The organism is Clostridioides sp. LIBA-7678 (assembly GCF_056716065.1).
In genome coordinates this window covers 1,329,311-1,354,677 of record NZ_CP196987.1, presented here as the reverse complement: position 1 = coordinate 1,354,677, position 25,367 = coordinate 1,329,311, and the positions used below count along the sequence as shown (strand labels likewise).

At 28.2% G+C, this 25,367-nt stretch carries 25 protein-coding genes; 7 read left to right on the top strand and 18 right to left on the bottom strand.

From position 1 onward, the window contains the following. Window positions 1–117 precede the first annotated feature (117 nt). Entirely contained in the window at window positions 118–4,416 is a 4,299-nt protein-coding gene (locus tag ACTG46_RS06555; RefSeq protein ID WP_284181787.1) for a PolC-type DNA polymerase III, read from the bottom strand. Window positions 4,417–4,629: 213 nt separating this feature from the next. Beyond that, window positions 4,630–6,453, bottom strand: coding sequence for an N-acetylglucosaminidase (acd, locus tag ACTG46_RS06550; protein ID WP_054276310.1), 1,824 nt, complete (start codon window positions 6,451–6,453; stop codon window positions 4,630–4,632). A 295-nt stretch (window positions 6,454–6,748) separates the two neighbouring features. On the opposite strand from acd, the gene ACTG46_RS06545 reads away from it, so the two are divergent. Both ACTG46_RS06545 and ACTG46_RS06540 read left to right on the top strand, forming a co-directional pair. Continuing rightward, window positions 6,749–7,486 (top strand): NAD-dependent protein deacylase, encoded by a 738-nt coding sequence (locus ACTG46_RS06545; protein ID WP_054269792.1) that lies wholly within the window; start codon window positions 6,749–6,751, stop codon window positions 7,484–7,486. Window positions 7,487–7,606: 120 nt separating this feature from the next. Continuing rightward, on the top strand, window positions 7,607–7,927 hold the full coding sequence (locus tag ACTG46_RS06540; protein WP_009905401.1) for a MazG-like family protein: 321 nt from the start codon (window positions 7,607–7,609) through the stop codon (window positions 7,925–7,927). A 167-nt stretch (window positions 7,928–8,094) separates the two neighbouring features. Here the strand turns inward: ACTG46_RS06540 and ACTG46_RS06535 are convergent, their stop codons facing one another. After that, window positions 8,095–8,235, bottom strand: a complete 141-nt coding sequence (locus tag ACTG46_RS06535; RefSeq protein ID WP_054276308.1) for a hypothetical protein — start codon at window positions 8,233–8,235, stop codon at window positions 8,095–8,097. A 269-nt stretch (window positions 8,236–8,504) separates the two neighbouring features. Between ACTG46_RS06535 and ACTG46_RS06530 the strand changes: the two genes are divergently transcribed. After that, a complete protein-coding gene (locus ACTG46_RS06530; protein WP_054269790.1) occupies window positions 8,505–9,173 on the top strand; it encodes a TMEM164 family acyltransferase in 669 nt (222 codons plus the stop codon). 95 nt (window positions 9,174–9,268) lie between these two features. On the opposite strand, the gene ACTG46_RS06525 is transcribed toward ACTG46_RS06530, so the two are convergent. From ACTG46_RS06525 to ACTG46_RS06495, 7 genes are all read right to left on the bottom strand, one after another. Further along, the gene (locus ACTG46_RS06525; RefSeq protein WP_479923785.1) at window positions 9,269–10,720 is read right to left on the bottom strand and encodes a leucyl aminopeptidase; all 1,452 of its coding nucleotides are present in this window, start codon (window positions 10,718–10,720) and stop codon (window positions 9,269–9,271) included. A 15-nt stretch (window positions 10,721–10,735) separates the two neighbouring features. Beyond that, a complete protein-coding gene (locus tag ACTG46_RS06520) occupies window positions 10,736–11,176 on the bottom strand; it encodes a MarR family winged helix-turn-helix transcriptional regulator (RefSeq protein ID WP_054269788.1) in 441 nt (146 codons plus the stop codon). Between the two features lie 246 nt (window positions 11,177–11,422). Beyond that, entirely contained in the window at window positions 11,423–11,857 is a 435-nt protein-coding gene (gene ytfJ / locus ACTG46_RS06515; protein ID WP_054269787.1) for a GerW family sporulation protein, read from the bottom strand. Further along, entirely contained in the window at window positions 11,811–12,443 is a 633-nt protein-coding gene (locus ACTG46_RS06510) for a DUF2953 domain-containing protein (RefSeq protein ID WP_479923784.1), read from the bottom strand. Before ACTG46_RS06510 ends, ytfJ begins: the two co-directional genes overlap by 47 nt. Before the next feature lie 189 nt (window positions 12,444–12,632). Then, complete coding sequence (gene scpB / locus ACTG46_RS06505; RefSeq protein WP_054269785.1) at window positions 12,633–13,172, bottom strand: SMC-Scp complex subunit ScpB; 540 nt, start codon at window positions 13,170–13,172, stop codon at window positions 12,633–12,635. Between the two features lies 1 nt (window position 13,173). After that, window positions 13,174–13,893 carry a segregation and condensation protein A gene (locus ACTG46_RS06500; RefSeq protein ID WP_021384043.1) on the bottom strand — a complete coding sequence of 240 codons (720 nt, stop codon included), beginning with the start codon at window positions 13,891–13,893 and terminating at the stop codon, window positions 13,174–13,176. Window positions 13,894–13,922: 29 nt separating this feature from the next. Then, window positions 13,923–14,519, bottom strand: coding sequence for a site-2 protease family protein (locus tag ACTG46_RS06495; protein WP_021384047.1), 597 nt, complete (start codon window positions 14,517–14,519; stop codon window positions 13,923–13,925). 259 nt (window positions 14,520–14,778) lie between these two features. On the opposite strand from ACTG46_RS06495, the gene ACTG46_RS06490 reads away from it, so the two are divergent. The 3 genes from ACTG46_RS06490 to ACTG46_RS06480 all read left to right on the top strand — a co-directional run bounded on the left by ACTG46_RS06490 (window position 14,779) and on the right by ACTG46_RS06480 (window position 16,688). Then, window positions 14,779–15,273 carry an N-acetyltransferase family protein gene (locus ACTG46_RS06490; protein WP_479923783.1) on the top strand — a complete coding sequence of 165 codons (495 nt, stop codon included), beginning with the start codon at window positions 14,779–14,781 and terminating at the stop codon, window positions 15,271–15,273. A 140-nt stretch (window positions 15,274–15,413) separates the two neighbouring features. Further along, complete coding sequence (locus tag ACTG46_RS06485) at window positions 15,414–16,250, top strand: AraC family ligand binding domain-containing protein (protein ID WP_407963606.1); 837 nt, start codon at window positions 15,414–15,416, stop codon at window positions 16,248–16,250. A gap of 15 nt (window positions 16,251–16,265) precedes the next feature. Then, window positions 16,266–16,688: a DUF2000 domain-containing protein gene (locus ACTG46_RS06480; RefSeq protein WP_054269782.1), complete on the top strand. Its 423-nt coding sequence runs from the start codon at window positions 16,266–16,268 to the stop codon at window positions 16,686–16,688. A 180-nt stretch (window positions 16,689–16,868) separates the two neighbouring features. On the opposite strand, the gene ACTG46_RS06475 is transcribed toward ACTG46_RS06480, so the two are convergent. The 3 genes from ACTG46_RS06475 to ACTG46_RS06465 form a co-directional block, all read right to left on the bottom strand. After that, entirely contained in the window at window positions 16,869–18,032 is a 1,164-nt protein-coding gene (locus ACTG46_RS06475; protein ID WP_054269781.1) for a D-alanyl-D-alanine carboxypeptidase family protein, read from the bottom strand. 53 nt (window positions 18,033–18,085) lie between these two features. Then, entirely contained in the window at window positions 18,086–18,286 is a 201-nt protein-coding gene (locus ACTG46_RS06470) for a CD1290 family small acid-soluble spore protein (protein ID WP_021384062.1), read from the bottom strand. Between the two features lie 206 nt (window positions 18,287–18,492). Further along, window positions 18,493–20,169 carry a ribonuclease J gene (locus ACTG46_RS06465; RefSeq protein WP_074178894.1) on the bottom strand — a complete coding sequence of 559 codons (1,677 nt, stop codon included), beginning with the start codon at window positions 20,167–20,169 and terminating at the stop codon, window positions 18,493–18,495. A 216-nt stretch (window positions 20,170–20,385) separates the two neighbouring features. Here ACTG46_RS06465 and ACTG46_RS06460 point away from each other — a divergent pair, with 216 nt between their 5' ends. Beyond that, window positions 20,386–21,123: a metal-dependent hydrolase gene (locus tag ACTG46_RS06460; protein ID WP_054269779.1), complete on the top strand. Its 738-nt coding sequence runs from the start codon at window positions 20,386–20,388 to the stop codon at window positions 21,121–21,123. Between the two features lie 116 nt (window positions 21,124–21,239). Here ACTG46_RS06460 and ACTG46_RS06455 read toward each other — a convergent pair whose 3' ends face one another. From ACTG46_RS06455 to ACTG46_RS06435, 5 genes are all read right to left on the bottom strand, one after another. Then, a complete protein-coding gene (locus ACTG46_RS06455) occupies window positions 21,240–21,698 on the bottom strand; it encodes a Fur family transcriptional regulator (protein WP_479923782.1) in 459 nt (152 codons plus the stop codon). Window positions 21,699–21,980: 282 nt separating this feature from the next. Beyond that, window positions 21,981–22,268 (bottom strand): DUF1292 domain-containing protein, encoded by a 288-nt coding sequence (locus ACTG46_RS06450; protein WP_021384007.1) that lies wholly within the window; start codon window positions 22,266–22,268, stop codon window positions 21,981–21,983. A 77-nt stretch (window positions 22,269–22,345) separates the two neighbouring features. Beyond that, the gene (ruvX, locus tag ACTG46_RS06445; protein ID WP_054269778.1) at window positions 22,346–22,771 is read right to left on the bottom strand and encodes a Holliday junction resolvase RuvX; all 426 of its coding nucleotides are present in this window, start codon (window positions 22,769–22,771) and stop codon (window positions 22,346–22,348) included. Between the two features lie 153 nt (window positions 22,772–22,924). Then, on the bottom strand, window positions 22,925–25,096 hold the full coding sequence (locus tag ACTG46_RS06440) for a hypothetical protein (protein ID WP_479923781.1): 2,172 nt from the start codon (window positions 25,094–25,096) through the stop codon (window positions 22,925–22,927). A gap of 9 nt (window positions 25,097–25,105) precedes the next feature. Then, entirely contained in the window at window positions 25,106–25,363 is a 258-nt protein-coding gene (locus tag ACTG46_RS06435) for an IreB family regulatory phosphoprotein (RefSeq protein WP_003419418.1), read from the bottom strand. Window positions 25,364–25,367 lie beyond the last annotated feature (4 nt).

Sequence of the window (25,367 nt, the reverse complement as noted above, 5' to 3'; positions counted from 1 at the left end):
AATATATTTAAAATAAAAGAGTGAGAACAGCTGTCTCACTCTTAGTTTCTGCAAAGTATACTATTTTCTATACCATGATATCATAAAATTCTTTTATTTGCAACTTTTTGGACTAACTTAAAATAGTGACAATTGATTTCTCTCGCTCATATTCTCAAGTGAACCATGATTGGTAAGAGTTTCTATTACTGTTTTTGATATTTTTGTTCTCTTTCTCAAATCTTCTTTTGATATAAATTCACCATTTTTTCTTTCATTTTGAATATTTATGGCCGCATTTCCTCCAAGACCTTGTATTGCTGCCATTGGTGGAAGTAATGTCTTTTCTCCCACAACTATAAAATCAGTTGCATCTGATTTATATATATCAACTGGCAATAATTTTATTCCTCTAGCATACATTTCAAGAGCAACTTCTAACACTGTTAACATACCTTTTTCTTTTGTAGTTGCATCGTTTCCTAATGCTTCAATTTCATTTATTTTTGATTTTATAGAATCTAAACCTTTAACAATTAAATCTGCATCAAAATCTTCAACTTTTGTAGTAAAGTAAGTTGCATAAAATGCTTCTGGATAGTGTACTTTACAATATGCAATTCTGAATGATGTCATAACATAAGCAACTGCATGTGCTTTTGGGAACATGTATTTAATCTTTTTACATGAACCTATATACCATTCTGGGACATTATTTTTCTTCATTTCTTCAATATGTTCTGGTTTTAGACCTTTACCTTTTCTTACACTCTCCATTATTGTAAAACTCATTTTTGGAGGTAATCCTTTAAATATTAAATAGTTCATTATGTCATCTCGTGTTGATATAACATCTTTCAGCCCAACTATATCTTCTCTAACTAAATCCTGTGCATTGTTTACCCAAACGTCTGTACCATGAGAAAGACCAGATATACGTACAAGTTCTGCAAATGTAGTAGGCTTTGTGTCAAGTAGCATCTGACGTACAAATTTAGTACCAAACTCAGGTACAGCAAGACAACCTATTGGGCAATTTATCTCTTCTGGAGTAACTCCTAATGCTTCTGTGGATGTAAACAAAGACATCGTTTCTTCATCATCTAATGGTATTTCTGTTATGTTTATTCCAGTAATATCTTCAAGCATTCTTATTATGGTAGGACCGTCGTGTCCAAGTATATCTAATTTAAGTATTCTACCACTTATTGAATGATAATCAAAATGAGTAGTTATTACACCACAAGAAGTATCATTTGCTGGATATTGAATAGGGGTAAAGTCATACACATCTTTATAATCTGGTATAACCATAACTCCTCCTGGATGCTGTCCTGATGTTCTTTTTACTCCAGTACAACCATTTGAAAGTCTCAGTACTTCTGCATTTGGGACACTTATATTATTTTCCTCTATATATTTTCTTGCATATCCAAACGCTGTTTTTTCTGCTACAGTACCTATAGTTCCTGCTCTATATACATACCCCTCCCCAAATAATTCTTCTGTATACTTATGAATTATTGGCTGATAATTTCCTGAGAAATTTAGGTCTATATCTGGCTCTTTATCACCTTCAAAACCTAAAAATACTTCAAATGGGATATCATGGCCATTCTTAGCAAGCTTTCTTCCACACTTTGGGCAGTCCTTATCTGGTAAATCAACCCCTGAACCCCACTCACCTATTTCATAAAAAAATGAGTATTTACAGTCTTCATTTTCACAAATATAGTGTGCTGGGAGAGGATTAACTTCTGTTATATCACTCATTGTAGCCGCAAAAGATGACCCAACTGAACCTCTTGAACCAACTAGATAACCATCTGAAAGCGATTTTGCAACTAGTTTCTGAGCTATAATATACATAACCGCATACCCATTGCTTATTATCGAATTTAACTCCCTATCTAGCCTTTTTTGAACTATTTCTGGTATTGGATCTCCATAGATTCGCCTAGCTTTTTCATAACACATCTCTCTTAATTCCACGTCTGAACCTTCTATAATTGGTGGATAAGTATCATCTGGTATAGGTTTTATATCTTCAACCATATCAGCAATTAAATTGCTATTTTCCACTACAACTTCATATGCCAATTCTTCACCAAGATAACTAAACTCTTCCAACATTTCATCTGTTGTTCTAAAATGTAAATAAGTTTCTTCTTCATCTACTTTAAAACCTTGAGAATATTTAAGAACTTTTCTTAAAACAGCTTCATGTTTATCTAAAAAATGAACATCTCCAGTAGCTACTGGAATTTTATTAAATTTTTTAGCTGTATCAATTAGCTTTCTATTAAGTTCTCTTAACTCTTCTTCATCCTTAACTTCTCCTTTGTCAATCATAAATCTATTATTATCTATAGGCATTACCTCAATATAATCATATAAATCTATTATTTTTTTCATTTCATCATCAGAAACATTCTTCTTTACAGCTTGAAAGACCACTCCTGCTTCACATGCCGAACCAATTATCAGACCTTCCTTATATTCATTTAATACACTTCTAAGTATTCTTGGAGCTCTAAAAAAATGATTTACATGTGCATCTGAAATTATTTTATATAAGTTTTTTATGCCTACAGAATTTTTTGCTATTAAGGTTATATGATTTGTGCTAAGTTTTGTATAATCAATTTTTCCAAGCACATTATTTACATCACTTAAAGTCTTTGCTCCTTTTTCTGTAAGTATTTGTAAGAATTTATTAAATATGAGTGCTGTAGCCTCAGCATCATCTACTGCTCTATGGTGATTTAAAAGAGGTATACCAAGTTCTTTAGCAACAAGATTCAATCTATGTCTTTTTAATTTTGGCAACATTACTCTTGCCAGCATAAGTGTATCTACTTTTTTGTTATTATATAATAAACCTTGTTCTCTGCACTTTTGTGATATAAATCCCGTATCAAACTCTGCATTATGTGCTACTAATACACTATCTCCAACAAATTCCATAAACCTAGGAAGAACCTCTTCAATGGTTGGCTTGTCTTTGATTAGCTCATTAGTTATTCCTGTTAATTCCTGTATCTTATAAGAAATATCTTTTTCTGGATTTATCAATTCGCTAAATCTGTCCACAATTTTAAAATTTTCTATCTTTACAGCACCAATTTCAGTTATTTTATCATTCGTGTTAGAAAATCCTGTTGTCTCTATATCAAATACAACAAATGTCTGTGAAAGTTCTTTGTCATTTGCATCTTCTATAATGAGAGAATCATCTTCAACCAAGTATCCCTCTACTCCATAAAGTACTTTAATATTATTTGCCTTACCTGCATTCATAGCATCAGGAAATCCTTGTACAACACCATGGTCTGTTATAGCAATAGCAGGATGCCCCCATTTAGCTGCACGTTCTACAAGCTTTTTAACAGAACAGATTGCATCCATAGAAGACATTTGTGTATGTGCATGTAGTTCTACCCTTTTTTCTTCTGATTTGTCTTCCCTCTCTGGTCTAACCTCTTTTCTTATTCCACTAATCATCATACTAATTTCTCTTTGATATGTATCATAAACTATGTCACCTTTGATTTTTAAATATGCACCCTTTTTAACATTTTCAAGTACTCCATCCTTATTTGTATCTGTTAAAAATAATTTACAGCTTATCGAACTAGTATAGTCTGTAATTGATGCTATCATAAGTATTTTTCCATTTTTAAGTTCTTTAGTTTCAACATCAAATATATCTCCAACAATTGCAACTGTTCCAGAAGATGCATTTAATTCAGCTATATTTTCAATCATAGCATTTGCATTATCTCCATAGACTAAATTTTCATCTACTTCAGACTTGATGACATAACTTTCTTCTTCACGCTCTTCACAATTATTAATTTTTCCAATTTCCAAAGCTCTAATTTTTTCTTCCATTTCTCTATCATTAATTCTTATAAGTCTTTCTTTATTCACTTTTTCATCAACAGCTTTTTCAATCGTTATATTTAAATCCAATCCTAATTCTTCACTAAGCACAGTTCTAAGTACATAAATTACATTTTTTTTCATTAATCGCTCATAAAATATACCTTTTGGAAGTTTTATTTTTAATTCTTCATCTAAACAAAGAAATTCTACTTGTTTATACCAACCTGCTATAGATGGACAAAGATACTTTAATATATACAATATATTATTCCAATATTTTTTTATAACATCTTTATTAGATTTTCTTTCAAATCCAGTGAATCTTATCTTCATTCTCATATCTTTAAAATAATCGAGTTTATACATCAATTCTTCTTTAAATTTATCTAAGAGCTCATGAGAAACAATCTCCTTAGAAGTTAGATAAAAATAAACTATCTTGTCTTCTTTAAAATAAACTACTCTATTTATGTAAACTTCTTTAAGTTGCTTTCCAAGGCCACTATTATTAATTTCCAATTTATCTAAATATTCCTTAACACTTTCCATCTATATCCTCCTTTCTCAAAATTATCTTTATATATATTATTACCACTTTTTATCTATTTCTATCTGTTATTCACTTATATTTACTTAGAATTAATATTATAACATAAAAATTTTGTTAATATTAATTTTAGACCTTGTAAATTATATACAAAAAGACTATAGATAATTTAAATAAATGAAAACTACCCATAGTCTGTATTTTTTATTTATGTATTACTTGTATTGAGGAACCTCAAAAACTAAACTACTTCCTCCTCCATAAAGACCAATTAGATTTTCCATAATTCCAGAAATTCCATTAGCCCAATTAACATCAGTTGCATATTGATGCCATGTATAATCATAATTCCACTTCATCTTATAGATAGTGTTTTGATTATATTTAGAGCTGTTTATATAATTTTGAGATATCCACTTTGCAGAACCATCTATAGTAGCCTCTACACTCGTCCATCCATTAGAATATGCTGCTTCTGCCCCTGAAACATTAGCGCTTTTATCTATTGCTCCTATTCCAAAAAAATTGTATACTTTAACTGGTTTACTAAGGGGTTGACCCTTATAAGATGTTATTGTCTGACCTTGAGCAAGCGTAGATTTACCATATGCAGTTTCCCACATAGCATGTGATACCAAATATACAACATCTATATTGTACTTCTTAGCGGCATTTATAAATGCTGCTCCTTGATTTTTAAAGATACTAGAAGATAAACCATTAAGATATGAATTTAAACTCGATTCTGAAATACCTCCCTTATAGCTATTAATCTTCAAAAACTGCATCATACCTTTAGTGGTACTTGTAAAGTTTTTAGGATTTAAATAATATTCTATATCACTTGAACTTGCATTTACAAATGAACTTGTTCTTTGAGCTGAAAAAGTACTAAATTCAGGACTTGGAGTACTTTTTCTATTCCCTGGTGCTATTACATTTCCCCCTGCTGCCGCTTTCTCAACTTGTTTACTTATGTGAGATTCCAAAGTATAATTCAAAGATTTGTAATCAATTTTAGCTCCACTTATACCAGACATACCATTTACTTGACCTGATGATGAAGAATTATTTCCATTACTATTTGAATTATTATTAGAATTACTATTTGAGTTATTATTGGATGCATCTGTTGAAGTAGATAAATAATTACCTACTACAAAAGCTTCTTTATTATTAAAGCTAATTTTAGCCCATCCACTACTCTCTGACAATACAGTTACTTTACTCCCTTTATATACCTTCCCTAACTTACTATATGTAGAACCTGGACCACTTCTTACATTTAGTGAAGCTGTATTTACAACCTTATCAGTATTTTTTTTGTCATTACTTTGACTAGAGTCATCTGAGCTACTTTGACCTACCTCTGATAAATACATACTTGATACATACGCATCTTTTCCATTATACTTTATTTTAGACCATCCATTACTTTCTGATATTACTTCCACTTTGCTTCCTTTTGGCAACTTACCTAATAAACCATAACTTGTATTTGGACCACTTCTTACATTTAATGAAGTTGTATTTACTTGTTTAGTTTTTGAGCTATTGGTTGAGTTTGAGATATCTCCTAAGTAAGAACTAGATACATATCCTAATCTTCCATCATATTTTATTTTAGACCATCCATTACTCTCTGATACTACCTCTACTTTTTGTCCTTTTTTTAGTACAGTTATGATTCTATAACTTGTGCCTGCTCCATTTCTCATATTTAAACTATTTGAAGTAACTTGTTTTTCTTTATTTGTAGATGTTCTTAAAGAATCACCATTTGATTTTGCTATATATTTTGACGAAGCCCAACCTTCTTGTCCAGATTCAGCTTTTATTTTATACCATCCATCAGAAGAGTCTTTAATCAAAACCTTGTCATCTTTCTTGGCAACAAAGGCTATACTACTTTCGGCAGTTGGCTCATTTCTTACATTTAAATAATTTATAGTCACTATACCTACATCCCCATCAGCATGTGCATTTATCATACTTAAGGGTAATACAGCTAATGTTGCTAACGCTGCTTTTTTCTTCACGTACTTCCCCCGCCCTTCTTATACACTAAAACAATTTTAATATAATTATACGACAACTTGTGATTTTAGTAAATATTGTCTATTTACATTTTGTATACATTCTATTTATAAATTCTTTATTCGTCTTATTAAGCTATAGGTTTTTTTAATATGAAAATAGATTTTTTTTATAATACTTATAATGTTACATGTGATTACCACATAAATTTATTTTAAAAACACAGGGCTCTAATAAAGTAACATAAATATCCTAATATGTAGTACAATTTATATATAATAATTTGGAGGTGTAACTATGGATGCAAATAACTTAAAAGAATTGATAGCTAATCATAACAATATAGTATTTTTTGGTGGAGCAGGTGTGTCAACTGAATCTAATATACCAGACTTTAGAAGTTCTACTGGACTGTTTAGCCAGAAACTCAATAAACAATTTACTGCTGAACAATTAGTTTCACATACTTTTTTTGTTAGATACCCAGAAGATTTTTTTGAATTTTATAAAGATAAATTAATATATCCTAATGCAAAGCCAAACAATGCTCATATAGCCTTGGCAAAACTTGAAGAGATGGGCAAACTTAAAGCTATTATAACTCAAAATATTGATGGGCTTCACCAAATGGCTGGAAGCAAAAATGTCTTAGAACTACATGGTTCTGTGCACAGAAATTATTGTACTAAGTGTGGTAAGTTTTTTGATTTAGAAGCTATGTTAAACCTAGGTGGTAATATTCCTTATTGTGACAAGTGTGGTTCTATAGTAAAACCTGATGTAGTACTTTATGAAGAAGCTCTTGACAATGATGTTATTACTAAAACAATTTCTGCTATAAGTAATGCTGATTTATTAATTATAGGAGGTACATCACTAGCTGTATATCCCGCTGCAAGTTTTATAGATTATTATAAAGGTAAATACATTGCTCTCATTAATAAAGCAAACACAGTTTATGATAAATCAGCTTCTCTTGTAATAAATAAACCTATTGGAGAAGTCTTATATGATGCTGTATTAAGACAAATGTAGATTTATTTCACTATTTTTATTCTATATATGAGTTTTTATGTTGAATTTAAAGTTTATTTTTAGTATTATCTTTGTTATGATGTTTTAGTATAAATATGAATAACTTGAAAGGAGCTTTTTATGAAACTAAAAACTATATCTTTACCAGAACTTAATAATTTAGACCCAACACTAGAATCTACATTTATCAAAATGGGAGAAGAACAAGGTGAATTGGCTGAATGTATAGGTAAATTCAGAAATCTAAGTGGAGAAAATAATGACTTGGATGAAGTTGATATTATAAAGAAAACTGCTAAGGAGCTAATGGATGTAGCTCAGACATGTGTTACGATGATGTTTAAACTAGAAGAACAATATGGTATTAATCTTGATGAAATACGCAAAGAACATATAAAAAAATTAGAAAAAAGAGGCTACATAAAAAATATAGATAAGTAAGATTTATTACTTATACATTATTAAAATAAATATTAAAGATGGTATCACAAAATGATTTTTAATTACATTTGAAGTACCATCTTTTTTATTTATTTTATTTTTAATAGTTTATAAAAAATCTAAATTCTTTAAGTAAAGCTACTTTTTTATAATAAAGTTTTATTAATCTATTCATTTCTTCTTTCTTCATAAAGTTTACTGTATTCTTCTACAGCTTCGTCCCATGCTTCTATATCAGTTATCCCCTTTTCAACAGCTAATAAATGAACCATTTCAGCTAATTTTGATGCTGACTCTATTATTCCCATTTGTTACACCCTCTCTATTGTCAAATACTTACAAAAAATGTTAATTAATTCTAATATCTGTTATTATTATTTCCAAAAACTCTAGTAAATAAAGATTTTTTTATTTTTTGACATAATTAGAATATATACACAAAACAATAGGATATTTTTAGTTGCAAAAATTCCTATATAAAATCTAACTATTATTAAATTTTTTATATATTAAATTGAGAGATAATGAATATATTTATATAGATACATATTAAATTTATTATAGGAGAGAATATTATATGTTTAAAATTTTCCTTTTTTCTAGTGAACAATTTGTAAGCCTCTTTATATTTGGATTATTTCTATACTATTGTCCAAAACTAACAAAAAATATTTTGCCTTATAGTTACACAGTCGAGAAGATAATTTGTACATTAATGGTAATAGTTATGGCTTTAGAGCAATTCTTAATTATTTCTTCTGGTAATTATAGTACTCTAAATTCTTTGCCAATTGGAATTAATTATATCTGTATATACCTGTGTATAGCCATACTTATTTTTAAACAGTATCATCTTTTTAATATCTTTTTTTCATGGAGTTTGGTTTGTTCAGTTGGAGAACTCATTTTTTCTAAAAACTTGGGTTATGAATTTCCTAGCTTGATATATTTTATATTTGTCTTCTCTAAATGTCTTATAATTTATGCAAATATTTATATGGTCGATGTTAGAAAATTTAAAGTTAACAGATATGCGCTTAGAGATAATTTAGCTATTTGCTTTATTTATTTTTCATTCATATTTTTACTAAACACATTTACCAATTCTCAATACTATTATGGTTTTTTAAGCCATAGCACAACTGCTATTTTTACATTTATTTTTGTTACTAGTATTATGTACATACCTGCTCTTTTGTCTAATAGAGATACTTTTATACTTGAAAAAAAGAAAAAGAGTAAATAATTTATTTAAATTTAAAAATAAAGCCACATGGATAATCTTAAATCTAAGTAATTATCCATGTGGCTTTATAGGTTATATATTTTATGATTGTTATTTTATATCTCTGCTAAATAGTACAATGTTCTAACAGGTTCTCCTGTTGCACCCTTTGCTTTGTATCCAATTGATTTTGATGATGTACTTGTGCCAGCTATATCCATATGTATCCATGGAGTAGCACCAACAAATTCACCAATAAAAGCTCCTGCTGTTATACATCCAGCATTTTTACCTCCTGTATTTTTAAGGTCTGCTTCTTCACCTTTTATCATATCTCTAAATTCATCATAAATTGGCATCTTCCATACCCTTTCACCTGATAAAGCAGATGCTTTTTCTAGTTTACAATAAAATTCATCATTATTTGTCACTACAGGAGTTGCGACGTTACCCAATAATGTTAAAGCAGCACCAGTTAATGTAGCTACATCAACCACCTTTGTTACCTTTTCATTATTTATGATGTAATATATTGCATCAGCTAATGTAAGTCTACCTTCTGCATCTGTATTTAAAACTTCAATAGTTTTCTTTGCCATAGAATTAATTATATCTCCAGGTTTATATGAGCCTCCTGATAAAGCATTTTCACATGCAGCGACTACTGCTATAACATTTCTCTTTAATTTATTTTGAGATATAGCACACATGGCGCCTATGACACTTGCAGCACCAGCCATATCTGTTTTCATATCTAACATAGAAGCATTTGATTTTAAAGAATATCCACCTGTATCATAAGTCAATCCTTTACCTACTAGACCAAGTATATCTTTACTTTCTTTGTCTCCAAAATATCGCATAACTATGAATCTTGGTTTATTAATAGAACCTCTTGAAACAGCAAAAAAAGCTTCCATTCCTAATGCTCTTATTTTTTCTTCTTCATATACTTCAACATTAAACCCAAACTCTGCTCCAAGTCTAACTGTTTCTATTGCTAACGTCTCTGGATAGATTATATTTGATGGTTCATTTACTAGATTTCTAGCTATTATATTTGAATTAGCTAATATCTTAGCTTTTTCAATTTGGCACTCTGCTTCCTTTTCAGTAAATATAATTATATTATCTATTTCCTTTTTTTCAAAATCATTGTTTTTTGACTTATACTTATTAAATTTATAATCTCCAAGTAATATCCCTTCTGTAAAAGCGCCTATTTCATGACTACTTAAGTCGAGATTCAGTATATTAATGTCATTACTCTTATATTCTTTATTTTTCAATATATTTTTTAACTTCTTACATAAGTTTCCACCTATGATTCTAATCTTTTCTGTATTTAATAACTCTCTCTTACCAAAACCAACAAAGCAAACATTCACTAAACTATCATTTTTAAACAATGTTACAGTGTCTATATTATTTTCTTTAGCTTTAAAATCTCTGCTTACTAAATTTAATTCATCAAAAGGTGTAGAAACATCTTCACCATCAAACATAGCTATTACTGTTATAGTATTTTCCAAACTTTTTAATATTTCTTTAGAACATTTTATCTTCATAATAAAGCCTCCTTTTTAAAACAACTGTTCTATTATAGTTTTAGTTTCTTCTAAAGAAGCAAATAATTTATCTTTATTATCTATATCTAAACAATCCATTTTATCACTTATTATAGATACAAATTTTAATATTTCATCATCTAGTATCTTTTCTCCATTTTTAGTTATTCCATAAAATGTATTTCGTCTATCTCTACTATCTTCTTCCCTATATACATACTCTTGCTCAACTAATTTATTAAGTAATATACACAAACTAGAAGTGGATACATGTAAATCCCTACTTAAATTTTTAAGCTCTATTTTATCATGTTTCCTTATCTTTACTAAAGCAAAAAATTGTCTTTCTGTAAGAATCTTACTTTTTTTATATCTTTCATTATTAATAATTTTTATTAAATTATGAAAGTTATTCATACTTTCTAACAACAAAATAGATAACTCTTTATCACTCATAACACTCACCTCAAAACTAATGATTTATAACTCCCTCTTATATCTCAAATACGTTTATATATCTATAACATAATACTACTTTTCTTTTTATAATTATACTATATATCAACTTTATTATCTATTTAAATTGTTTTAAGCTAAAATCTTACTATATATAAACATTTAAACCACATAACAAAATAGTGGGATTTAAACTAATCCCACTACCTTATTTAAAACTACAACCATATTTGTAAATATTTTATCTTATTCTTGCATATTATTTTTGTCTTGATTTTTATTACTTTGAGATATGTTTTGAATTTTCTCCAATACTCTAGGAGTTATAGATAATATATTATCTACAAGATTAATATTGCTATCTAAACTCATTATTCTAGTCTCTCCACTTTCAACAACTACAAATGCTACTGGTTGCACAGATATAGCACCTGCGCTACCTCCAGCAAAGTTCGTATCTGCTTTTTCATTTTTTGATTCAATTTCTTTATCTTTCTCATCATATCCTTTTGAGTATTCTCCTCCTCCTATACCAAATCCAATCGTAACTTTTGATATAGGTACAACTACTGTAGTATCTGTTTTTATAGGGTCTCCTATAATAGTATTTGCATCTATAGAACCTTTAATTGTTTCAAGAGTTGTTTCCATAAGACTTTGTATCGAACCTGTTGCTCTCATTACTATCACCTTCCTTATAATTTCCTTTATTCTTATTCATAATCTTATTAATCATTATTATAGTACGAAATAAATCTTTTATTCTTGACCTTATATGTATCCTTATATTTCCCAAAACATAATTTTTTGTAAAATCTGGATTTACATTTAAATACATTTTTTCTGCATGAATTATATTAAATAAATTTCCATATAGAGTACTTATTAATACATACACAGAAGATGTTAAGCCGATATTTTCAGTTCCAAAATTAATATTTGAATAAAGTTCATGTATTTTTATTTTTTTTAATAGTCTATAAACGCTTAAAAGGTCATCAGCTAATAATATACTTGAATCTATATTATTCTTCATCCCTTCTTTTTTATCATTATTTTTACTATTTTCAGCTGGATAAAGTTGTCTATTTATATTTATTAAATTAAACATGTATTTTATATTAATTGTTAGAATAATATCGTTGTTATTTATATCAGCTACTAATAAGATGTTTATATGAGATATTAAAATCAATATAAGTATACTTATTATAAAAATTATAGCTATTATTAAATACTTAAAATTAAATAATTCATTAAACTCCATGTTTATATTATCATCAAAAAATTACTATTTATACTTAATTATCCATATTTATTTCGATATAATTTTAATTTTATATTTACACAAAAAAACACAATAACTTAGAGCATTTTAAATCCTTAAAAATTTAAAATCGCAAACTAAATTATTGTGTTTTTAATTTTAATGCTATCACTATACATGTACAACATTTTATTCATTTGTAGCTACTTCTTGATAATTTTCTATAGGAGGCAACTCTTCAAGGGTTTCTATATTTAACAATTTTAAAAATTCATCCGTTGTTCTATAAATTATAGGTTTACCTATCTTGTTAAGTCTACCAGCCTCTTTTATAAGTTCATTTTCAAATAAGGTCTGTAGTACCTTATCACACTTTACTCCTCTTATATCTTCTATCTCAACTTTTGTTATTGGTTGCTTATAAGCAATGATAGTAAGAGTTTCTAATGTGGCCTGACTCAGACTTTTCTTTTTCTTTGGTTCAATAATCTTCTTTATATATTCCGCATAATCTTTATTTGTGCACATTTGATACTTGTTTTCTAATTTAATTATCTGGATACCTCTATTTTTTTCTCTATATTCTTCAATAAGTGAATTTAACATAATCTCTATCTCTTTTGATGAAAGTTCTTTATTTATTATATAGTTTAATTCTTTTATACTTATTGGTTCTCCATATGCAAACATAACAGACTCTATAATATACTTTATATCTTCTCTTTTCATTTTAACACTCCGAACTTTTTCTTATTAGAATATCATCAAAAAATATATCTTGTACTACTACTATTTCTTTTTCTTTTATAAGTTCTAATATAGATAAAAAAGTAGCAATTATTTCATCATTTTCATATGATTTTATGATATTTGTAAAAGTAACTTCAAGCTTCTCTTTTATAATATCTCTTATATATAAGATTTTTTCTTCTACAGATATTATCTTCTTCCTTACTATTTTATCTAGTTTCTCATCATTAGAATTTTCAATTTGTGATGTTTTAACTTTAAATATGTATGGAAGTATATTTTTTATTGCTTCTATTGATATATCTTCTAAATCTACATTATCATCAATAATTATTTCTTCTTTATTTCTATAAAATCTCTCATTGATATAAGTTATATTTTCTTTTATATCTTGTGATGCCATCTTGAACTTTCTATATTCTTCTAACTTTTCCATAAGTTCTATTCTTGGGTCTTCCTCTTCATCCTTTTGCTTATAAAGCAGATATTTGGATTTTATCTCTAGGAGTTTTGATGCCATAGTTATAAATTCGCTAGTTATTTCTAAATCCATTTTATCTAACACTTTCAGATAATTTAGATACTGCTTGGTTATATCTATTATAGATATATCCTTTATGTCTATTTTATGTTTTGTTATTAAATCATACAGTAAATCTAATGGCCCCTCATAGACTTGCAATTGTATATTATACTTCATACCAATCCCTCTTTAATCTATTTATTGTATTAAACGAATAAATATACTATTTTTAGTAGTACAGCATATATTGGAGTTAATATTATTCTATATATACCAGTAAATAAAGCAATTAATAAAATTATATAACTCATACTTTCAAATTTGTACACATATTCATTCCATTTATATGGTACAAATGTAGATATAACTCCCCATCCATCAAGTGGTGGTATTGGAAGCAAATTAAACGCTGCAAATCCAATACTATATAAAAACACATATTCAGCTATTGTGTTTATCGCATACATATGCACATACTTATTTATAATTACACAAAGTATGGCAGTCAAAAGATTACAAAAAACACCTGCAAGTGAAACTATCAGATTTCCTATTTTGTAGTTTTTAAAGTTATTTGGATTTACTGGTACTGGCTTTGCCCATCCTATTCTAAGAATAAACATAGCCAAAAGACCAATTGGGTCAACATGTCTTACAGGATTTAATGTCATTCTACCATAAGATTTAGCTGTATCATCTCCCAATAAGTGAGCTGAATAAGCATGGCCAAACTCATGTATTGATATTGCCATAGCTATACCAACTAAACTTGCTACTATTTCTCCTATATTCATACTTAACATTAATGTACATCTCCTAAATTAAATTTTTAATACTATTATAACAATTAAATAACTTATAATCAAAATTATTTTATATTATAATAATTTTAACATATCAGCATAAAATTAAAATTCACTTTTTATTTTATAACTTTTATTATTATATCATATTCATTGTGAAAATATAATAATTACGCCTACTGTAAATAGAATATTATGTTGACATGAATTGACATTATTGTTATTTTATTTGTGTATTACAAATGAAAGGAGTAATAAAATGAACAATCTTGCAGAAAAAAATGAGCTTAAATTTAGATATGCAGTTGAATCAGATACACCTCTTATATTAAACTTCATAAAAGAACTTGCTTCTTATGAGAATCTATTAGATGAAGTTATCGCTACAGAAGAGATACTCAATGAATGGATATTTGTAAATAAAAAGGCTGAGGTTCTGATTGGTGAATATGATAATGAAGCTATAGGCTTTGCTTTATTTTTTCATAATTTTTCGACTTTTCTTGGTCGTGCAGGAATTTATCTGGAAGACTTATATATCAAACCAGAATTTCGTGGCAAAGGCCATGGCAAAACATTTCTAAAAAAACTAGCAAATATTGCTATAGAGCGTGGCTGTGGTCGTTTGGAATGGTGGTGTTTAGACTCAAATAAACCAAGTATAGATTTCTACCTATCAATGGGTGCAGAACCAATGGAGGATTGGACAGTATATCGAATTGCTGGAGATACACTTAATAATTTAGCAAAATAAATTACATATAAATAAAAATAGCAACTGAGATAGATAAAGTTGCTATTTTTTTATTCATATTTAGATTTTAGTCAATATCATACAAGAAGTACAAAAAAATATGTGTTACACTTTATATAATGTGAAGGGAGGTTACTTAAGTGAAGCAAGAAGAACGCACAGTATGTTTTGATAAGGAATTGAAAATCGAAGCATATAGATTTAAAGGTATAATGCAAAAGTTCCCAAACCATTTTCATGAACATTATGTAATTGGTTTTATAGAAAAAGGTCAAAGATATTTATCTTGTAAAAACAAAGAATATACCACAAGTACTGGGGATTTGTTACTTTTTAACCCTTTTGATAGCCATACTTGTGAACAGATAGATAATAAAGTACTTGATTACAGATGTATAAATATTAAACCAGAAATAATGAAAAAAACTGTATTTGAAATTACAGGAGAAAATTATTTACCTAAGTTTAATCAATCTGTGATATTTCGTAGTGAGCTAGTACCTCTACTACAAGAATTACATCATATAATCATGGAAGAAGAGTTAGATTTTAAAAAGGAAGAACTTTTTTTCTTTCTCATTGAACAATTAATTGAAGAATATACTGAACCAAATTTGCAATTTAACTTAGAAAAAACAAGTATAGAAATTCAAGCAGTATGTGATTATCTAGAAGACAATTATGCTGAACGTATATTGCTTGATGAATTAAGTGCTATAGCAGGAATGAACAAGTACTCATTACTTCGCAACTTTACAAAATTAAAAGGTATTACACCATATAGGTACTTAGAAAATATACGAGTAAATAAGGCTAAGAGACTTTTAGAAAACGGTGTAGAACCTATAGATGCTGCCATACAGACAGGCTTTGTAGACCAAAGTCACTTTACAAATTTCTTTAAGAATTTTATTGGTCTTACTCCAAAGCAATATCAAAACATATTTATAAACAATGACAAAAACAACTTTAAATAAAAAGGAGAAATTAAAATGGAAACTAAAAATTCAAAATGTGTTATGGTAATAGATGAAACTTTACCAATGGGAATCATATCAAATACTGCTGCTATAATGGGAATTACACTAGGAAAATTTGCACCAGAGACTGTTGGTTCAGATGTGCTTGATAAAACAGGAAACATACACCTAGGAATAGTTGAGCTTCCTGTTCCTATTTTAAAAGGGAACAAAGAACTTATAAAAGATTTACGAAAAAAATTATATAGTACTGAATTTGAAGAATTAACTGTTGTAGATTTTTCAGATGTTGCACAAGGTTGTAATGTTTATGATGAATTTGTTCAAAGAATTGCTAATGTACCAGAAGATGATTTACAGTATTTTGGTATAGCAATCTATGGAAACAAAAAGAAAGTGAATAAACTTACTGGTAGTATGCCTTTGCTTAGATAAATATTAAATAGACCTAAATATAAAATAATATTCTAAGTTTTATATATTTATCAAGTTCTCTATAAAAAACATAAAATTAGACAATCCTTCTATAAAAACAAATAAAAATACCCCTATAGTAAATAATTCTATATGGGTATTTTTTATGTGGATTGTAATTATATATCATTTGGCAATTATTTATATCATATTATCAATTATTCTTTGAAGCATTTGTAGATAACTTGCTTTATTTATATCTTTAGTATTTATCAATTCCACTTCACCTATTACTTTTTTATCTTTACATATCTTTATCTTTCCTAAAACAGTTCCTTTTTTAATTGGCATTTTAGGATTTTTTACTATTTCAATTTTCTTATCAAACTCTTTAGAGCTTCCTTTTTTAATAAGAGCATTTAAATCTTCCTTAGCAACTAATTTAACTTTGTTTTCATCTGCCTTATCCAATGTAAGTGTTGCTACATTATCACCTTTACTACATAACTTAACACTTTCATAGTTAGCAAATCCATAGTTTAAAAGACTAGACGCATCGTTAAATCTTTCTGGAGAAGTCTCTGCTCCTAAAGTTGCTGCAACTAGATGAGTATTACCTCTCTTTGCTGCTGCTGATAAACAGTATTTTGCTTCTTGAGTAAATCCAGTTTTAACACCAGTTGCTCCTTGGTAATGCTTTATAAGTTTATTAGTATTTGCAAGACCTACTGTAACTTGTTTCTTACCTACCACAACTTTATCCATCCATGTAGTTAAGTATTTACTTATCATTTCGTGTTTTAACAGTTCTCTAGACATTAAAGCTATATCATGAGCAGATGTATAGTGGTTTGCAACTGGAAGTCCATTTGTATTTGCAAAATGAGTATCATTCATATTTAACTCTTTTGCTTTAGCATTCATTCTGTCAACAAATCCTTCAACACTTCCAGCTAAATGTTCAGCCATAGCGACACAAGCATCATTTGCAGAAGCAACAGCTATACCTTTTAATAATGTATCAACCTTTTGAGTTTCTCCTGGCTCTAGGAATATTTGACTACCACCCATACTAGATGCAGTTTCACTTACTTGAACTTCGTCATCAAGCTTAATCTTACCTGAATCCAAAGCTTCTACTATAAGTAGCATTGTCATTACCTTCGTTACACTAGCAGGAGGAAGCTTTTTATGAGCATCCTTTTCGTATAAAATTTGTCCACTGCCAACATCCATCAAAATTGCTGATTTTGAAGATATATTTAGTTGGTTGGCATCAGCATTTTCCTTATTATTTGCAAAAGAAAAGCTTAAAGGAGTAAGCGCAAGTAATATAGCCAAAGCAGTACTAGCTAATTTTTTCATCGATGTCACCTCTTAAAGTTTATTTAAACTTATTTTCTCACATTTAACTTTTTTTATTCTAAATGCCTAGATATACCTTGACCTAAATTTTTTTTCTTCTCAAGCTTTTTAAAATAACCTTCTAAAACACCTTTATTAGATGCATTTTCTATTATTTCAAAAGCATCTTCATAATTCATGCCATATTCTCCTGCTATTTCCATCTTGGTTTGTTTTAAGGCTTTTATAGCATTTTGTCTTGAAATATTATCCATAAGAATCCTCCTCTTAGTAAAATTTATATATAATTAGTTTTTACTAATAAAAGATTGTTATAATTGGTATTTTATGTAATATATGTTTTTCAATATCACAAATTAAAAAGACCTCCTGCAATTCTTAAGATAATATCAACTAGATTTTTGATATTATCTTAAAAATTACAAGAGGTCTAATTTTCAATTTTATAGTTTTTTATATACTACACTTCCATTATTATAGGAAGTATCATTGGATTTCGTTTAGTTTTTTGATATAAATATTCTTTTAGGTTTTCTTTAATGTTATTCTTTAAATAAGCCCACTCTTTAATATTTTTCTCTTCACATTCATTTAGGACATTCTTAATTATATCTTTTGCCCCATCCATTAAATCTTCTGACTCTCTTACATATACAAATCCTCTAGAAATTATGTCTGGACCTGCTAAAACTTTACCTTCATCCTTAGAAATAGTTACTACAACTATCATAAGACCATCTTCTGATAAATGCTTTCTATCTCTTAAGACTATGTTACCTACATCGCCTACACCTAATCCATCGACTAATATGTTTCCTGTTTGTATACGATTTGCTACTTTAGCAGAATTCTTATCTAATTCCAAAACATCTCCTGTTTGCATGACAAAAATATTTTCTTTGTCCATACCAAGTTGTTCAGCTATCTCAGCATGTTTTTTTAACATTCTATATTCACCATGAGCTGGCATAAAAAACTTAGGTCTAACTAATGCATGTATAAGTTTTAATTCTTCTTGACAGGCATGTCCAGAAACGTGTATATCAGCTATGTCGCTATAAACTACTTCTGCTCCCTTTTCAAATAAGAAATTGATTACTCTTGATATTAATTTTTCATTTCCTGGTATTGGATGAGCAGATATTATAACTAAATCGCCACTCTTTATCTCTACTTTTTTGTGCTCTGAAAAAGCCATTCTAGCAAGAGCTGACATAGGTTCACCTTGTGAACCAGTTGTTATTATCACTAACTCACTATCTTCATATTTGCATATATCATTTAAATCTATAAGCATATCATCAGAAATATCTAGATATCCTAATTCTTTTGCAACTCCAACTACATTGACCATTGAGCGACCTGATATAGCAACTTTCCTATTGAACTTTTCAGCTGTGTTTATTATTTGTTGTAATCTGTGTATGTTGGATGCAAACGTAGCAACTATGATTCTTCTGCCATTTCCCTTTGCAAATAATTCATCAAGACCTACTCCAACAGTCTTTTCAGACATAGTAAATCCTGGTTTTTCTGCATTAGTACTATCAGCCAGCATTAAAAGTACTCCTTTTTTGCTTAACTCACAGAGTCTATGCATATCCATAACATCACCATCAATAGGAGTCAAATCAATCTTAAAGTCTCCTGTGTGGTATATTATACCTTGGTCTGTGTGTACTGCAATAGAGTAAGCATCTGGTATACTATGATTATTTTTCAAAAACTCTACTTCCATGTTATCAAGTTTTATAACTTGTCTTGGAGTTATGACATTTAACTTAACATTATTCATCTTATGCTCTTTAAGTTTCACTTGTATAAGACCTATACTAAGTCTTGCTCCATACACAGGTACATTTATCTTCTTTAATATATATGGAAGAGCCCCTATATGGTCTTCATGTCCATGTGTAATAAATATACCCTTTATTTTATCCCTATTTTTGACTAAATAAGTTATATCTGGTATAACTATATCTACCCCTAACATTTCATCTTCTGGAAAACTAAGTCCAGCATCTATAACAATTATTTCATCTTTATACTCAACAACAGTCATATTTTTTCCAACTTCGTTAAGTCCACCTAAGGCCATTACCTTTATCTTATTGGTGTTCTTTTTGAACAATTGCATCATCTCCTTCTGTCTATTTAATTTTTTAACACGTTCTACAATCCTAAATAATATCAAATCACGCACTCGCTACCAGTTATTCTTATTGTACCATAATTCGTATCATATTTTAAGCTATATTTAAAATACATTTAACGTATTATTTTGACAAACCTATTTTATTTTGATATCCTCTAAATATTATATGATTTAATATCGGATATTTTAGGAGGATTTATGCGTGGTAAAACTCATTGTGCAATAGGAATCTTAACAGCTATCCAAACGTCTTTAATATTTAAAATTCCTATATCTTTAGTTGACATTTTAGTTTCAGCTACTTTTGCCGTACTGCCCGATTTGGATAAATCTAATTCTATGGTCTCAAATTTCATTCTAAAAAACAATATATCCAAATACATATATAGAATTTTTATATATGCTGTTAATATTATTATTTTCTTTATTTCAATAAATATAAATGATAATTTTTATTTAAGTGCAATAATTACATTTATTGCAATTATAATTATTGAAGCAAAATTAACACATACGTTTCTTAGAAAAGTTTTTCTATCATTAATATTTATACTATTAGCTATATGCTTATACATCATAGAAGTTGAAATATATTTTATAATTTTTTGTCTAATGTTGTCAATTTTTCCCTGGCTGAAGCACAGAAGTTTTTCTCATAGCATATTTGCAACTATAATAATATATTTTTTACTAAAACAGATAGAATTAATCACTAGTATTAATAATTTATCTTTTTATGGGACTCTTGGTTATGCAAGCCATATGTTTTTAGGAGATTTATTTACAAAACAAGGAATACCAATTTTTTATCCATTAAGTGAGAAAAAAATTTCTTTAGGCTTTTTAACTGTTGGAGGTCCATTCAGTAATTTTATAGAAAAATCATTTATTTTCATCCTTATAGGATTAATTATATTTTCAGTATTAAAATTATAAATACTTTGAAAACTATATATTTGTATATCATAACCAACTCATAATAAAAAATGGAAGAATAGCATAGAATATAAAAGTTCTATACTATTCTTCCATTGACATTAAGCAATAGAAGGTTATTCTTCTGAGTTGCTTATTCCATTACACTCATCACATAATCCATAAAATTTAACATCATGATCAAGTATTTTAAATTTGTACAATGATTGTATCTCTTTTTCTATATTGTCTAAAAGGTCTTCTTTAGCTTCCATTATCTTTCCACAATTTTTACAAATAAGATGATGATGATTATGACAGTCTTCTTTATGTAGACTAATCTCATATCTTATACATCCATCGTCTAAGTTTAGTTTTGATATTAACCCTATTTCATCCAACAACTGCATTGTTCTATATACAGTAGCTAAACCTATTTCAGGACAGTCAACCCTAACCAAATCATAGATTTCTTCACTACTTAGATGTGAATGGTCATGTTTAAGCAATATTTCAACTATTGCTCTTCTTTGTGGCGTAATCTTAAAACCAGTTTCTTTTAACTTGTCTTTTAATAAATCCATTGTGTTTGCCATAACATCACCCTTACTATTTTCAATTGATAATCTTTATTAAATAATATTGTAATTGATAATTCATTTTTTGTCAAGACATTTGAAAAAATTTAATTTATTCTCACAATATAAATATATACCCATAAAAGATATATTATTCACCAAAATCCATAAATTTTTTAATATTTTTAATAAAAATAAAAAAAACAGATATATACTATAAATGCTTTTACAATTAATAAATCTTAATTAAAGCAAAAATAATAAATACCTGAATTTTTATATACAAACTTAACTTTCTATCTAGTTAAGTCCATTTGAATCATCTTCGTCATAATTTAAACCTTCTTCTTCCATTATAGCTGTGTATACAGCTACAACAGTTTCATACTCTTCATCACTTTCTAAAGGTATTAATATTTCACCTTCTTCGTCCTCATCAATTCTAAAGATTAAAGCTTCTTCAGCCTCTTCATCATCTAAAGGCATTAATATTGCATACTCTTTTCCTTCTGCTTCTAATGTTAATATTATTTCAAATTGGCTTTCAACGCCATTTTCGTCTATTAAATTTATTATATTTTCTTCCATAATGTCATTCACCTCAAATTTATTTTTATTTTTATTATTTATATTATATATCATAAGTATTCAATTTTATAGCTCTTTTATGAATTTATTTTAAAATCTAAATATCCTTGCAAAATTATTACTGCTGCTAACATATCTATAACCTTTTTTCTCTTTTGTCTACTTACATCTGCCTCTAATAGAGATCTCTCCGCTGCTACTGTAGAAAGTCTCTCATCCCAGAAATCTACATCAAGACCTGTTTCTTCTTTTATTAATTCACAAAACTTGATTACTTTTTCTCCTTGTGGACCCAAAGTTCCATTCATGTTTTTTGGCAATCCTGATACAATTTTATTTACTTGCTTTTCTTTTATTATTGCTTTTATTTCTTCAATATCTTTTTTCTTTCCAACTCTTCTTATCGTTTTTACACCTTGTGCTGTTAATCCCATTAAATCACTCACAGCAACTCCAATAGTTTTATCACCAACATCAAGCCCCATTATTCTTCCGTCTAACATAATTCCTCCTTTGTTTATTTATATTCTACAAGTTAAATACATATTATCAATCATAAAAATTGCAATATGATTTTTTGATGTAAGCTATTCAGTTTACATTAGTAATCATATTGCATTTTTTATTTAAATAATATATAAACAGTAAAAAATTCTTTAGTTATTTTTTTCAAATATTATCATATTTATACTTATTATTATAAGTGGTATAAGTATATATATAGATGCTGTAGATGCAGCAACTATACCAGAATCGTTAACTAAAAGAGTAATTATACAACCAACCATAGATGCAATAAAACCTTTAAATAATATTGGGAAGTTGTTCATTATCTTCCTAAAGTGTCTAGATGGTTTGAATATAAGTACTGCAATTACTCCAATTCCTACAAGTAAAATATTTACCCATACACTTGTCTGTGCTAATTGCATATTCATTTGAATTTTTCTTCCAAATGTCTGTAATATCTCTCCTGGCCCATTTAAGAAAATTCGTTGTACAAACATACCTAAGTGAGATTCACTACCTAAAACTATATCTAAAGCTGCAAATGCACAAACCACAACCACAGTTGAAATAACCAGTAATATAACTTTCTTAAAATCTATTTTAATATCATATATAAGCATTATAAACAATAAATACGCTACACATTCTGATATAGCTCCACCAACATTTGCACCCATTGAAGGATATGCACTAGTTATAAGTATTATTAATGAAAAAATTACAACAAGTAACTTAGATACCTTCTTGTAATGTAATAATACTGCTAAACCAAATACTGCACTTGCAATAGTTACACCTTCATATTCATTCCCTACACCATAGTATCTAGCTCCAATAACAGCATCATAACTCATTATATTATTTTGCATTAAATATGTTCCAAATACGGAATCTATAACTATGACTAAAATAGTAAGGGCCGCAAAAAATCCCATGTGTTTTATATCATTGTCTTTAAATAATTTTCTACCCAGTAAGTACAATATTAATGTAGTAGCAAATATCCCTAAAGATATTGAAAGTGGAGTTTTAAAATTCATCAAAGGAGCTAACATAAATGATAGTGGCATTATTATACCTAATTTTATAAACTCTTTAAGTACTTTGAATACACGCTCTTTATGTGGCATATAATTTCTAAAGAAAACTGCAAACATTGCAATTACCCAAGAAGCAGATATTACTCCTACAAATCCATTTATAATACTTGACCTTATTGAAGATATAGATACTATCCTTTCATAAAGTGATTTCAGATAACTAGCATTGTCTTCTTTGTTTACCAAAGAGTAACTTCTACCTACCATCTCTTTATTCTCAAGACCAAATTCATTTAATATATCTACTCCAACATCTAGATTCGCAACAATTCCAGCTTTTCTTGTTGTTGCAGATTCCAATAGACCTTTCCCTTCTCCACTAAATTTTATTATTGGAGAAAGTCTTCTTTTATTTTTATAATCTAAATCGCTTGGAAACGCACTTGATATATAAACAGTGTCATTTTCTCCAACCATAGAAAATACTTGTTCAAGATACTTATTTATATTTTTTACAATGTTTTTCTTCATTGTAGAATAAGTATTATCATTTAGATTCAATCTATACATATCTAATCTATATGTATCTCCAAGTTCCACAAATATAGCATCACTATTATTATAAGATTTTTTAGTCTCATCTAATAACTTATTGTAGTCTGTAGACATTCCAAATGGCATTTTAGAATCTTTTTTATTAATATCATCAATATTTCCTGAATCAATTCTTCCGTATTGGTCCATAGCAACTAAGCATAGATTTCTATTTTTAATTACTTGATTATTTTCAATGATATCAGAGTTTCCAATCACAGATGTCTTTAGGCCATTTTCTGACAAAGTTTTTCCTAATGACCCTAAGTTTGCTCCATATTCTCCAGACTCAAGATTTTCGTTTATTGATTTATTAATACTTAAATCATTTATTTCTTTAGCTTTTTGACCTGTTGCAACTTCAAAAACTTTAGCAGTATCTTGGTCTACTTTTTGAAAATTGATATAGTCTTCAGTAGTCACATTAGCTCTTGTTCCTGCACCCATACTTGCATAAGACCTTCTATCGTCAGTACCTTGATCCCCTCTTATATTCATGAGAGCTATATAGCCTCTCTTTTCTAACTCGTTTTTTAAGATTGGAATATTCATCATACTTCCAAGATTAGTCCTATTCATATCAATAAATATAACCTTGCCTTTTTTTTCAGCAAAACTATAGCTGGCAGTTGATACAAAAATCATAATGACTACTGCAAACAATGACATAATCTTTTTTCTCATTTATTTGACCTACTTTCTATTCAGATAGTGCGTGATTACTTCTTCAAGTATCTCATCTCTTTCAAATTTTTTAATTATAGCTCTTGCATTTTTGTGACTAGTTATATAGCTAGAATCACCAGAAAGGAGATACCCTATAATTTGATTTATAGGGTTATATCCTTTTTCAACTAGTGCTTTATATACAAAATCAATAGTGTCTCCTACACTCATTCTATCCTCTGGTATCCCTTCAAATTTCATAGTGTAGTCTAAATCTTTTTCCAAATTA